Here is an 11978-nt window from a genome sequence, read left to right as displayed (position 1 = left end):
AAAATGCAAATTAAATTTGATGATGGCACTCCTATTACCCTTGAGCAAATGCTACTAGCCAAGGAAAAGCGAGTTGAAAACCAAAAGCATGCAATGACATGCTATAAATATCCAATCATATCATTAAGCATAGTTATTCCTGGTCCTATAAAAAACAGTAGCGGAGCCCGTTATCTTTTTGACGAAGCAATTAAAGCTTTACATCTCTGTTTTTTACAAAACGATATAACAATAATCAATGAAGATCATTTCCATTACATTACTGGTTCAGAAGCAATCATAGCAATTAAATGTTCAGCTAAAACCCTTAAAAAATATTGTATTGAAGTCGAAAATAATCATCCCTTAGGGCGTTTGTGGGATATTGATGTTATTGACATTGTTACACAAAATAGCCTGTCACGTTCTCAATTCGAAAATCAACCAAGACAATGTTTGGTCTGCAATGAAGAGGCAAAAATTTGTGGTAGAGCTAAACGGCATTCAATTGATGAAATTTTTACCGCGATAAAAAAGAAAATAGAAAATTTCAGAAAGAATAAAACATCACTTTAATAAAAGTGCAAATAATAGGTTGATGAAATAACATTACAGCATTATATCATCAATCCTTTTTTAATCTAAAAATTCAATTAGATTGTTTCAAGTGCCTGCTGTAAATCAGCTAGTAAATCAGTAATATCTTCTAAACCAACTGAAATACGTAATAGCTGATCTGAAATACCCGCTGTTTTTCGTGCTTCTGCACTAATACCTGAATGTGTCATTGTTGCTGGGTGGCAGACAAGACTCTCAACGCCACCAAGTGATTGAGCTAATGTAATAATTTTAAGCGCTTTTAAAAACTTAGGCATTACATCGGCATTTCCAACCAGTTCAAAACTTAGTAACGAGCCAAACCCTTTTTGTTGTTCTTTAGCAATATTATGCCCAAGATTAGATGGTAAAGAGGGATGAAATACTTTTGCTATTTTTGGGTGATTAACAAGAAACTCAACAACTTTTTGGGCATTTTCTTGTTGCAAATTAACACGTGCAGCAAGAGTTCGTAACCCACGCAATAAAAGATAACTATCAAATGATGAAGTAAGCGTACCAATATTGTTGGCCCACCATAAAACATCTGTAGCAAGCTGTTGGTCTTTGAAGACTAAAATTCCCGCTAATAAATCCGAATGCCCATTTAAAAATTTGGTACAAGAATGGCTGACTATATCAGCACCAAGCTCCAACGGTTTTTGTAAAATTGGCGTCATAAATGTATTATCGACTAAAACCAAAGCTCCAACATCATGTGCTTGTTGGGCTATTTTCTTGATATCAACAACACGAAGTAATGGGTTACTTGGTGTTTCAATCAATACTAATTTAGGATGTAAATTAAGTGCTTCTTGTAAAGCTATTGCATCGGACTGATCAACAAATTTCACTTTAAAATAACCTTTTTGGCTTAGACTATTAAAAAGTCGATAGCTGCCGCCATAACAATCATGAGGAGCAACAACTAAGTCATTTGGCGCTAATAAAGCAACACTGATAAGATGAATTGCTGACATGCCACAGTTTGTTAAAATAGCATCTGCACCACCTTCTAATTTCGCAACGGTTTCTTCCACTAATCTCCGACTAGGATTAGCTTTTCGTGCATAATCAAACTTTCTTGGTTTTGCAAATTCTTCATAACGATAACAAGTAGATGGTGTAATAACAGGTACAACACTACCATATTGCTCATCAGTATTAATCCCACCACGAACAGCTATTGTTCCTTGGCTTAAATTGTTGGTTTGACTAACCATAATAATATTCCTCTAAATAATACTTTACTTACTTCAACAACAGATTGTATAAGAATAACACATTCAATAAGGACGTCAACATGTCTAGACGTCTAACTATCTTGGTGTGTAGATTGCAGAAAAATAAAAAAAACGTTAGAATTGCCCACATTATTTGTGATGTAATTTGGTGACAAGATGATGGAATGGAATGGCGAATATATAAGCCCTTATGCTGAACATGGTAAAAAAAGCGAACAAGTAAAAAAAATTACAGTATCAATTCCGTTGAAAGTTTTAAAAATATTGACTGATGAACGCACTCGCCGACAAGTCAATAATTTACGTCATGCAACAAATAGTGAATTATTGTGTGAAGCCTTTCTTCATGCTTATACCGGTCAACCTTTACCTTGTGACGATGATTTACAAAAAGATCGTGAAGACGGTATTCCTAAGCAAGCTAAAAAGATGATGCAAGATTTAGGTATTAATCCCGATTTTGATTGATTATTAACTAAAAAACTAATTTTGAAAAACAAAAGGCGCTTATGCGCCTTTTCTATTATTATTAATTTTGGGACATGGTTTTCCGAAAAATTATTTTTTACCGCCAACCATAGCAAAACGTTGTTTGAACTTATCTACACGTCCACCAGTTGCAACATCACGTTGTTTACCTGTATAGAATGGGTGACATTCACCACATACGTCAAGATGAATATCATGACCAACAGTAGAATGAGTTTTAATAACGTTACCACAAGAACAAGTTGCTGTAATTGCAGTATATTCTGGATGAATACCTTCTTTCATAATAAACCTCTAAAGTTTTTCGTATCGCTATATAAATGGCCATAAAAGCAAAATCTATACACCATACGAGTGTTAAAAAAACATGATAAGACAGCAGATTATACGGCCAATAGTCGAGTTAATCAAGAAATAAAAGAACAATTAAACAGGTAATTGACCTATTGTTAATTGCAGTTCAATCTTTTCCCCATTTCGCTGAACTATAATGGGGACAATTGTACCAGGTTTCAACTCAGCTATTTGATCCATTGTTTCAACAATTGATTTAACAGGTTTATTATCTACCATAATCAGAATATCATTAGCTTGTATTCCCGCTTGTAATGAAGGACCTTCCGCTCTGGTGACTAAAATACCTAACACCACTGGCATATCACTTGGATTTTGAGTTGGTGCAAATTCTAATCCATCAATTCCTATATATCCTCTAATAACTTTTCCATCGCGAATTAATTTATTCATGATTTTAACTGCTAATGCAGTTGGGATAGCAAATCCGATTCCTTCAGGAATGTCATTTCCTAGATTTTTTGCAAAGGTAAGAGTATTAATTCCCATTAATTCACCTTTGCTATTTACTAGCGCTCCGCCTGAATTGCCATGATTTATTGGTGCATCAGTTTGAATAAAATTTTGCCTTCTGTATGGGCTCAATCCATCACGACCTGTAGCACTGATAATACCTTGTGTAATAGTTTGCCCTATATTGTAAGGGTTCCCTATGGCTAATACGACATCACCAATTTTAGGTTCGCGTTGAGGATTTATCAATATAGTGGGGATATTTGAAGCCTCTATTTTTAATACCGCTAGATCAACAAGTTTATCTGAGCCTACAGATAAAGCTTCAAATATTCGTCCATCTTGCAATGCGACGATAATTTGTTCTGCATCTTCAACTACATGATAATTAGTAACAATATACCCATTCCCATTCATAATTACTCCAGAACCGAGCGGAGTTATTGGACTATCTTGTGATTCCTGAGAAAAAGAATTAATTGAGCGGCTATAAATATTAACTACTGCAGGGGCTGCTGTTTTAACAGCACTAGAAAAACTTAATGGATCATCATGAAAAATTGAAGTTGGAAAATTTGATTGGTTTCCTTTTTGTAAAGAAGGAAAAATAATCAATAACACAATAGCTAAAACCGTTCCAATTAATATTGGCCATAGAATTTTTTTGAGCATTAGTTTCAGAATTGTAATGGGAAGAATAATGAAGATTTTAACACATCTATATAAAGGTTAAAATTAAAGTTTTCGTCGATGCTAAAGCATCGACGATATAAAAAATGACTAATTATCGTAAAATTAAATATAAACGACTATCGCCACGAATTATATTTAATGCAATTACTGATGGGTGACTATCAATAATTTTTCTAAGATCTGCAATATTAGTTACTCGTTCTTTATTAACTCCAGTAATAAGATCTCCCTCTTGCAAACTGAGTCGAGACGCAGGCGAATTTTTAGCAATACTTTCTATTAAAACACCTTTTTGGCCTTTAATTTCACCATTGCTAAGCGTTGCACCATCAAGAGCAGAATGTAGCGATTTCGCATCCGTTGTTGTCTCGTCGCTATTTTTTAGTTTTACATCGACAGATATTGTTTTGCCATCTCGAATTAAACCTAGCTTAACAGTTCGCCCTGCTCCAGTTGTCGCAATTTTTGCACGTAGTTCAGCAAAACTATCAACTGGTTTACCATCCATCGAGACAATAATATCGCCAGATTTAATTCCTGCTGCTTGTGCGGCTGAATTCTCAATAACTTCACTAACAAAGGCTCCTTTTTGAACATCAACATCAAACGCTTTTGCTATATCCGATGTCAATTCATTACCTTTGATACCAAGCACGCCACGTTTTACTTCACCAAATTCTATAAGCTGAGAAGTTAAACTTTTTACCATATTACTAGGAATTGCAAATCCTATCCCTACATTACCACCACTTGGAGCAATAATTGCGGTATTTATACCAACAAGCTCACCATTTAAATTCACAAGAGCCCCACCAGAGTTACCTTGGTTAATTGAAGCATCTGTTTGAATGAAGTTTTCAAAACCATTCATATTAAGTCCACTACGAGCTAAAGCTGAAATAATCCCTGAAGTAACAGTTTGACCAATGCCAAATGGATTACCAATAGCAACAGCATAATCACCAACACGTAAATTATCAGAATCTGCTAATTTAATAGCTGTTAATTTTTTGGCATCATCGATTTTAAGTAATGCTATATCACTTTGTGGATCCTTACCGATTAGTTTTGCTTTAAATTCATGCCCATCGTTTAGAGCAACCGTAATTTTATCAGCACCATCAATAACATGATTATTCGTAACAACATAGCCTTTTTCTGCATCAATAATCACACCAGAACCTAAACCTGTAAACGCCCTTGATTGGCTATCTGGATAACCAAAAAAACGTCTAAATTCTTCTGGCATATTATTTTGCATTTGAGCTGTTCCTTCAACTTTAATACTAACAACTGATGGTAATACAGTTTCAAGCATAGGCGCCAAACTTGGCAGTTGCGTATTATTATCGGTTGAGGCAGGAGGAAAAGCTGCATAAGTATTCGGAAGTACAGATAAACTTATTCCTAAACTTAAAGCTAAAATACTTAATAATTTTTTTTGTTGTTTTAATGAATTAATCATCTCAGAACTCTCGCTTTTACAAAAATTTACACTCTATAAAATTGCTTGAATATTAAGTAACGGAGAATAAAATCATTGGTTAAGATTTATTTTCATCCGTTTTAAATAAACCTGAAGAATCATCAGAATAATCTCTAGGCTGCTTATCAAGCGTAATTTCTTTTGTTTCGTTAGAATCTGTATTTGAATCAAAATCTAAAGCTTGAATATTACCACTATCCATAAATTGACTGGAGTTTTCAGCCATATGTTGATAAAGGCGACGAAAATCTTTAGCCATATTATCCAATATTTCTGCGCTATGTGAAAAATGTTTAGCAATCATTTGTTTTTGGGCTATTAATTCATCTTTTGTTTGATCTAACTCTTGTTTAACTTTGGCATATTTACGTGCCTTAGGACTAATAACACTAATAAAAATGAAACAAATAATAAAACCAATCACAAATCCAATTATAAGATAAGTAAGCATACCTTTATCCATTATTCACTCCTTATATCTTTAAGATATATAATTTTATAAAATTGAAGACTAATTATCAGCGCTTATTTTGCATGGTTAGCAAGTTTTATCAATTGTTTTTTTAACTTGTCTGGTGCATTTTCTGCTAATGCAGATAGAAACATTGCGCTTTTTTGTGTCATCACACTTGAAGTTAAAGATGACTTATCACTTTGATAATTGCTCTGTGACCACCTCACTGAAATATCTGGATTAATCTGATATTGAATAGAAGATAAGGATGGTAAAATAATTTTTCGTATTTCAGAAATTAAATTGCTTTGTTCATATTTCAATCTAGTTAACCAACAAGCTGAGCTAACCTCTAAAATCAACACACCTTGGCGATAGTTAGCAACTCGGCATTGTTGATTTAATGGTGAAGGCAATAAATCATAAACAATTTTAGCTAAAGAGCATAATGCATTAGTTCTATCTTGAATCTTAGACAGAGAAGAGGCTTGTGTCAAAATTGACGTCAACATTTGTGGTTCGTTATAACGCATAATTATGCCTTTTATTAAAAAATAGTAATACTAAAATGCAAAAATATTTTCCACCAATGTTTAAGTAATTTATCTTATTTGAATGAAAAAGTCCCTTAAAAAAAGAATATTTTCACTTAATTAACACTTTATAAAAAGTTCACAAATAACTCAAAATTAGAAGAACAAAATAAAAGCTAATTATAAAGGTTAGCTTTGATTATTCCACTTATTTTCTCTAATAAAAGTCCATAAAAAAATAGCACAAATAGCATGGCCTAGCCTTAATCCAATAGTATCAATAAAAAGATTATAATTGGTTGACCAATTGTATAAGTCAACTGGAAGGCACTTACTACCTCAATTCAGTTAATATTAGAAAAATATTTAAAATAATTGTTTTATATCTTAGTAAACACTTTATCGTAATACAGAAAATGCTATTAATGTATAATAATTTTGACATTACATTCTTTTAAGCGCTATATTGAATGTGATCTTTTCTACATCTATATCGTTAAGCAGTTTTTTTAAAGCAGTTTAAATTTCAAGGAGATGTAATATGAACATTTTAAATAACATTTTTTCCAAAGTATTTCCAAGTGCTCAAGCAACAGTAGATAATGCAGTTGATGCTGTGAAGGATAAAGTTGAAAATATCACAGCATCTGTTAAAAATACAGTATCGAGTGGCTCAGAGAAAGTCCAAGATAAAGTAGAGCAAAGCGCATCTGCAACTAATGTTGATGTTTCCTCTATTCTTGAGAATTTAGCTAAAAAGCACCCTGAAACGCTTAATTGGAAAACATCTATCGTTGATCTATTGAAATTATTAGGTATAGATAGTAGTTTAGATGCACGGAAAAATTTAGCGAAAGAACTGAATTATCCAGGCAATACTGATGATACCGCAGCAATGAATACATGGTTAATTAAAGAAGTAATGAAAAAAATTGCTGAAAAAGGTGGTAATGTAACCCATCTTTTTTCTTAAAAGAGTATATTAAGACAATTAAATCCACCTAATATTTTAGGTGGATTTTTTTATTAAAGTGGATATTTATTGATTTTTACGTTATTGAAACATTCAACAATTTAACTAAGCTTTAAAAGCATGTAACTTGTTCATTGCAACGTCTATTCCATCAGACAATAAGATATCTGTACAACGCAAAGATTCGTCAATAGCTTTATCAATTAATTCCTGTTCAGGTTTAGATGGCTTATTTAAAACATAACCAACAACTTTATTTTTATCACCAGGATGTCCAATACCAATTCTTAACCGATAAAAATTTAAATTATTTCCCAATTTACTAGCAATATCTTTTAGCCCATTATGCCCACCATGACTACCACCAAACTTAAGTTTAGCTATTCCGGGATTTAAGTCGAGTTCGTCATGTGCAACTAAGATCTCTTCTGGCTTTATTTGGTAAAATGTCGTCATAGCTTGAACAGCTTTACCACTTAAATTCATGAAAGTAGTTGGAACTAATAAACGTACATCATGACCTGAAATGTTGATTCGTGATGTGTAACCAAAAAATTTTTGTTCATTTTTTAATGATTGATTATAACGTTCAGCCAATTGCTCAACAAACCACGCACCTGCATTGTGCCTTGTTGCTGCATATTCATTTCCGGGATTGGCGAGTCCTACAATCAGTTTTATCGTTGTCATAATATTTTTATTGTCACTAGATTTTATCGATAAAAATGCCCCAAAAAAGGGGCATTATACCAATGATAAAATAGGTTATTGATGGAACATTGCTGAAATTGATTCTTCGTTACTAATTCGACGAATTGCTTCAGCAAGCATACCTGATAATGTTAATTGGCGAACATTTTTCAATGCTTTTACTTCAGCCGTTAATGGAATTGTGTCACAAACAACAATTTCATCAATGGCACAGTTTTTAATATTACTTACTGCTTTACCTGAAAATATCGGGTGGGTAGCATAAGCAAATACTCTTTTGGCACCTCGAGCTTTTAAAGCATCAGCTGCTTTACAAAGTGTTCCAGCAGTATCAATCATATCATCAACTAAGATACAATCTCTATCAGCAACATCGCCAATAATATTCATCACTTCTGCTTCATTGGCACGTTGACGACGTTTATCAATAATTGCCATATCAGTATCATTAAGTAGTTTAGCTATCGCACGAGCACGCACCACTCCGCCAATATCAGGGGAAACAACAATTGGGCGATCAAACTCACGTTGTAGCATATCTTCTAAAATAACAGGGCTACCAAATACATTATCAACCGGCACATCAAAGAAGCCTTGAATTTGTTCGGCATGAAGATCAACGGTTAAAACCCTATCGACACCAACAGTTGATAGAAAATCAGCAACAACTTTAGCAGTAATAGGGACACGAGCCGAACGAACTCGACGATCTTGCCTTGCATAACCAAAATAAGGAATAACAGCAGTAATACGACCAGCAGATGCTCGGCGCATTGCATCGATCATAACTAATAATTCCATTAAATTGTCATTGGTAGGGGCACAAGTTGATTGAATAATAAAAACATCTTCACCACGGACATTTTCATTGATTTGGACATTAACTTCACCATCACTAAAACGGCTTACCACAATGTCACCAAGAGAAGTATAAAGACGATTAGCTATACGTTTTGCTAGTTCTGGTGTGGCATTACCAGCAAAAAGCTTCATATCAGGCACGAGAAATCCTCAAGCATGTATTCATGATTACTTTATTCGTAATCGGTTAAACTGGGGCTATAATTATATAATCATTTATCGATTATGCTCAACTACAATATAAAAATATATTGAAAATATTTGATATATTTTTATAAATCATTAAATAAAACAATTTGGCCATAAGATGCTTTTGCTGTGAACTCAAAATCGAGTAAACTAACTAACAAACCATTCTTTGGCTTTAATAAATTCCACAACAAAAGTAGATAACGTGATGAACGAACAATTAAACTCAGATAACGAAAATATCAAATCTAAAAGAACCATTCGTAGTTTTGTTTTACGGCAAGGTCGTTTAACAAAAGGCCAAGAACAGGCATTAATAAGTTTATGGCCGGTATTTGGTATTGAATATGATGTAAATTCACCAATGGTTTTTGACTCTAACAAACAGGTTGTTCTTGAAATTGGATTTGGTATGGGTGCTTCGTTAATTGAAATGGCTAAAAATGCACCAGATAAGAATTTTTTAGGAATCGAAGTCCACAAACCTGGCGTTGGTGCTTGTTTGATGGCAATTGGAGAAAATCAATTATCAAACTTAAAAGTGATGTGTCACGATGCTGTTGAAGTATTAGAAAATATGATCCCTGATCATACATTAGACAAAGTACAAATTTTTTTCCCTGATCCTTGGCATAAAGCAAGACATAATAAGCGCCGCATTATTCAACCCCAATTTGTACAGTTAATTCGACAAAAATTAAAATTAGGTGGAATTTTGCACCTAGCTACCGATTGGCAACATTATGCAAAACATATGTTAGAGGTTTTAACCCAAGCTGAAGGTTTTGAAAATTTATCACCAAGCGGTGACTATATTCCGAGACCTGATGATAGACCAATTACTAAATTTGAAAAACGAGGTCAAAATTTAGGCCATGGCGTTTGGGATCTTCAATTTGTAAACAAATAATTATGCTAAGGAGCCACTATGCAAAATCAAACCATCGATCTACTTTGTCGACACCGCTCTATTCGTGCTTATAAAACAACTAGTTTAACTCAAGAACAAATAGCGTCTATAGTTCGATCAGCACAGTCGGCTTCTAGTTCTAACTTTATTCAATGTTCGACAATTATTCGTATTACAGATCCTCAAAAACGCGAAAAACTAGCTCATTATGCTGGTGATCAAAAATATGTTAACCAAGCTCCTGAATTTTGGGTATTTTGCGCCGATTTTAATCGTCATTTTCAAATTGATCCAACACTCAATCTTGGCAAAGCAGAGCAGTTATTATTGGGCTGTGTTGATACAGCAATTATGGCTCAAAATGCAGTAATAGCGGCTGAATCCTTAGGACTTGGTGCTGTGTATATTGGTGGACTGCGAAATGATCTTGATAAAGTAACCCAATTACTTGAGTTACCAAAATATGTTCTTCCTCTTTTTGGGCTTTGCCTTGGTTACCCCGATCATAATCCAGAAATAAAACCGAGGTTACCTAAAGAGCTTCTCTTTTTTGAAAACCAATATCAACCACTTGATCATGCAACTTTAGCAAAATATGATACCCAAATAGGTGATTACTATCAAAACCGTAGTACTAATCAAAAAACCGGTGGTTGGAGTGATAAAATTGCAAATACAATAAATAATGAACAACGTGATTTTATTTTAGATTATTTACATAAACAAGGATGGATCACAAAATGAAAAATAACCATTACCAATTAGATAAAATCGTTATACTTAGCCGTCATGGTATTCGTACACCATTACAAAATACTTTGCAGTTTTTAGAAAAAGTGACTCCCTTTAAATGGCCTAAATGGGATCATCCATATGGTTATTTGACCACTCGTGGTGGAATATTAGAAGTTTATTTTGGCCGCTATTTATCGACTTGGCTTGAAAAACACAATATAAAATTATCAAAACATAATACTGAATTATTCGTGTATTCTAATAGTCTGCAAAGAACTGTCGCGACCGCTCAATTTATGACAGCTGGTGCCTTTGCTGGGTATGATATTCCTATTCATCATAAATATGCCATTGAAAAAATGGATCCGATTTTCGATCCTAGCTTGCAAGACGATTCAACTGAGTTTAAAAATGCGGTATTGCGTGATATTGAAGAAGCTGACAAAGCAGCTAATATTTTTAAAAGCCTAGCACCAGCTTATGAAATCCTTTCCGATATTTTAGATTATAAGCATTCAAAATTATATGCTGAATATAAATGCGATTTAGCCGATATTCCATCCGAACTTTATTTTAAAAAACATGAAGAACCAGCACTCCTCGGACCACTTGCGATAGGTATTTCAGCCGTTGATGCATTCTTATTGCAATACTATTCAGCCTTTCCAAAAGAACAAATTGCATGGGGTAGACTGACTAGCCAAGAGCAGTGGCAACAAATTAGCGCAATTCGTAATCAATATATAAATTTAGTTTGCCATTCTAAGACGCTTGCCAAACACTCAGCTGCACTTATTATCAACATGATAAACGATCTTATGCTACAAGATAGTAAAGTCAATTTACTTGTTGGACACGATAGTACTATCGCTTCATTACTGGGGGCATTAGACTTTAAAGACTACCAACTACCAAATCAATTTGAAATAACCCCAATTGGTGGAAAAGTAGCTTTACAGCGTTTTCGTCACCTATCTACAGGCGAATACTTTTTTAAAGCCGAATATATTTATCAAAGTTTTGAACAACTCCATAACGGGCTAGCACTTGATGACAATAATTTACCACAACATTATCAACTTCATTTGGAAAATGCTTCTGTTAATAATGATGGTTATTATTATTGGTCAGATTTTGAGGAACGAATAAAATCAATTAAAACTAGGTAATTAACCATTAGGTTATCTAATTTTTCCAATTTAATTAAGATTAAACAAATTAATAATAAAAAGTTAAGCTAATACTAATTAATAAAAAATTCCTTGTCAAAAAGTTTCAGGTAGATATATGTTTCAGTATAAATGTTAATTATTTAGC

The 11978-nt window shown here is 33.5% G+C and carries 14 protein-coding genes; 6 read left to right on the top strand and 8 right to left on the bottom strand.

Annotated elements, in window-relative coordinates; all coding sequences use genetic code 11:
- The first annotated feature begins 3 nt into the window (after positions 1 to 3).
- A complete protein-coding gene (gene citX, locus ACGH6S_RS04880) occupies positions 4 to 555 on the top strand; it encodes a citrate lyase holo-[acyl-carrier protein] synthase (RefSeq protein ID WP_065589422.1) in 552 nt (183 codons plus the stop codon).
- 77 nt (positions 556 to 632) lie between these two features.
- On the opposite strand, the gene metB is transcribed toward citX, so the two are convergent.
- Complete coding sequence (metB, locus tag ACGH6S_RS04875) at positions 633 to 1799, bottom strand: cystathionine gamma-synthase (protein WP_085164265.1); 1167 nt, start codon at positions 1797 to 1799, stop codon at positions 633 to 635.
- Positions 1800 to 1976: 177 nt separating this feature from the next.
- Here metB and metJ point away from each other — a divergent pair, with 177 nt between their 5' ends.
- Entirely contained in the window at positions 1977 to 2288 is a 312-nt protein-coding gene (gene metJ, locus ACGH6S_RS04870; protein ID WP_034914400.1) for a met regulon transcriptional regulator MetJ, read from the top strand.
- A 90-nt stretch (positions 2289 to 2378) separates the two neighbouring features.
- Here the strand turns inward: metJ and rpmE are convergent, their stop codons facing one another.
- From rpmE to ACGH6S_RS04845, 5 genes are all read right to left on the bottom strand, one after another.
- Positions 2379 to 2594 (bottom strand): 50S ribosomal protein L31, encoded by a 216-nt coding sequence (gene rpmE, locus ACGH6S_RS04865; protein ID WP_034914396.1) that lies wholly within the window; start codon positions 2592 to 2594, stop codon positions 2379 to 2381.
- A gap of 141 nt (positions 2595 to 2735) precedes the next feature.
- Positions 2736 to 3788 carry an outer membrane-stress sensor serine endopeptidase DegS gene (degS, locus tag ACGH6S_RS04860; RefSeq protein WP_085164267.1) on the bottom strand — a complete coding sequence of 351 codons (1053 nt, stop codon included), beginning with the start codon at positions 3786 to 3788 and terminating at the stop codon, positions 2736 to 2738.
- 112 nt (positions 3789 to 3900) lie between these two features.
- Entirely contained in the window at positions 3901 to 5274 is a 1374-nt protein-coding gene (locus tag ACGH6S_RS04855; protein WP_065609090.1) for a Do family serine endopeptidase, read from the bottom strand.
- A 79-nt stretch (positions 5275 to 5353) separates the two neighbouring features.
- Positions 5354 to 5758: a YhcB family protein gene (locus ACGH6S_RS04850; RefSeq protein WP_411578382.1), complete on the bottom strand. Its 405-nt coding sequence runs from the start codon at positions 5756 to 5758 to the stop codon at positions 5354 to 5356.
- A 62-nt stretch (positions 5759 to 5820) separates the two neighbouring features.
- Positions 5821 to 6282, bottom strand: a complete 462-nt coding sequence (locus tag ACGH6S_RS04845; protein ID WP_174798673.1) for a DUF721 domain-containing protein — start codon at positions 6280 to 6282, stop codon at positions 5821 to 5823.
- Positions 6283 to 6823: 541 nt separating this feature from the next.
- Here ACGH6S_RS04845 and ACGH6S_RS04840 point away from each other — a divergent pair.
- Positions 6824 to 7255, top strand: a complete 432-nt coding sequence (locus ACGH6S_RS04840; protein WP_065589418.1) for a DUF3597 domain-containing protein — start codon at positions 6824 to 6826, stop codon at positions 7253 to 7255.
- A 105-nt stretch (positions 7256 to 7360) separates the two neighbouring features.
- On the opposite strand, the gene pth is transcribed toward ACGH6S_RS04840, so the two are convergent.
- Both pth and ACGH6S_RS04830 read right to left on the bottom strand, forming a co-directional pair.
- Entirely contained in the window at positions 7361 to 7945 is a 585-nt protein-coding gene (pth, locus tag ACGH6S_RS04835) for an aminoacyl-tRNA hydrolase (protein WP_174798675.1), read from the bottom strand.
- Positions 7946 to 8020: 75 nt separating this feature from the next.
- A complete protein-coding gene (locus ACGH6S_RS04830) occupies positions 8021 to 8968 on the bottom strand; it encodes a ribose-phosphate pyrophosphokinase (RefSeq protein WP_034915766.1) in 948 nt (315 codons plus the stop codon).
- A 253-nt stretch (positions 8969 to 9221) separates the two neighbouring features.
- Here ACGH6S_RS04830 and trmB point away from each other — a divergent pair, with 253 nt between their 5' ends.
- Genes trmB through ACGH6S_RS04815 form a run of 3 tightly spaced genes read left to right on the top strand, consistent with a single transcriptional unit; the run spans position 9222 to position 11830 of the window.
- Positions 9222 to 9926 carry a tRNA (guanosine(46)-N7)-methyltransferase TrmB gene (gene trmB, locus ACGH6S_RS04825; RefSeq protein WP_411578381.1) on the top strand — a complete coding sequence of 235 codons (705 nt, stop codon included), beginning with the start codon at positions 9222 to 9224 and terminating at the stop codon, positions 9924 to 9926.
- Positions 9927 to 9944: 18 nt separating this feature from the next.
- Positions 9945 to 10670, top strand: a complete 726-nt coding sequence (gene nfsA / locus ACGH6S_RS04820; RefSeq protein WP_065609093.1) for an oxygen-insensitive NADPH nitroreductase — start codon at positions 9945 to 9947, stop codon at positions 10668 to 10670.
- Entirely contained in the window at positions 10667 to 11830 is a 1164-nt protein-coding gene (locus ACGH6S_RS04815) for a histidine-type phosphatase (protein ID WP_174798676.1), read from the top strand. Before nfsA ends, ACGH6S_RS04815 begins: the two co-directional genes overlap by 4 nt.
- The last annotated feature ends 148 nt before the right edge of the window (positions 11831 to 11978 follow it).

The sequence above is a fragment of the Gilliamella sp. BG3 genome, from assembly GCF_046635605.1.
Classification (GTDB): Bacteria; Pseudomonadota; Gammaproteobacteria; order Enterobacterales; family Orbaceae; genus Gilliamella; species Gilliamella bombi.
The sequence above is the reverse complement of the archived record's forward strand: the minus strand, read 5'-3'. Positions and strand labels throughout refer to the sequence as shown.

Excerpts from the sequence above, each read along its gene's own strand:
- nfsA (WP_065609093.1), top strand. The coding sequence starts at position 9,945 with ATGCAAAATCAAACCATCGATCTACTTTGTCGACACCGCTCTATTCGT.
- pth (WP_174798675.1), bottom strand. The coding sequence starts at position 7,945 with ATGACAACGATAAAACTGATTGTAGGACTCGCCAATCCCGGAAATGAA.
- metB (WP_085164265.1), bottom strand. The coding sequence starts at position 1,799 with ATGGTTAGTCAAACCAACAATTTAAGCCAAGGAACAATAGCTGTTCGT.
- degS (WP_085164267.1), bottom strand. The coding sequence starts at position 3,788 with ATGCTCAAAAAAATTCTATGGCCAATATTAATTGGAACGGTTTTAGCT.
- ACGH6S_RS04815 (WP_174798676.1), top strand. The coding sequence starts at position 10,667 with ATGAAAAATAACCATTACCAATTAGATAAAATCGTTATACTTAGCCGT.
- ACGH6S_RS04850 (WP_411578382.1), bottom strand. The coding sequence starts at position 5,758 with ATGGATAAAGGTATGCTTACTTATCTTATAATTGGATTTGTGATTGGT.
- rpmE (WP_034914396.1), bottom strand. The coding sequence starts at position 2,594 with ATGAAAGAAGGTATTCATCCAGAATATACTGCAATTACAGCAACTTGT.
- ACGH6S_RS04840 (WP_065589418.1), top strand. The coding sequence starts at position 6,824 with ATGAACATTTTAAATAACATTTTTTCCAAAGTATTTCCAAGTGCTCAA.
- ACGH6S_RS04855 (WP_065609090.1), bottom strand. The coding sequence starts at position 5,274 with ATGATTAATTCATTAAAACAACAAAAAAAATTATTAAGTATTTTAGCT.
- ACGH6S_RS04845 (WP_174798673.1), bottom strand. The coding sequence starts at position 6,282 with ATGCGTTATAACGAACCACAAATGTTGACGTCAATTTTGACACAAGCC.
- citX (WP_065589422.1), top strand. The coding sequence starts at position 4 with ATGCAAATTAAATTTGATGATGGCACTCCTATTACCCTTGAGCAAATG.
- metJ (WP_034914400.1), top strand. The coding sequence starts at position 1,977 with ATGATGGAATGGAATGGCGAATATATAAGCCCTTATGCTGAACATGGT.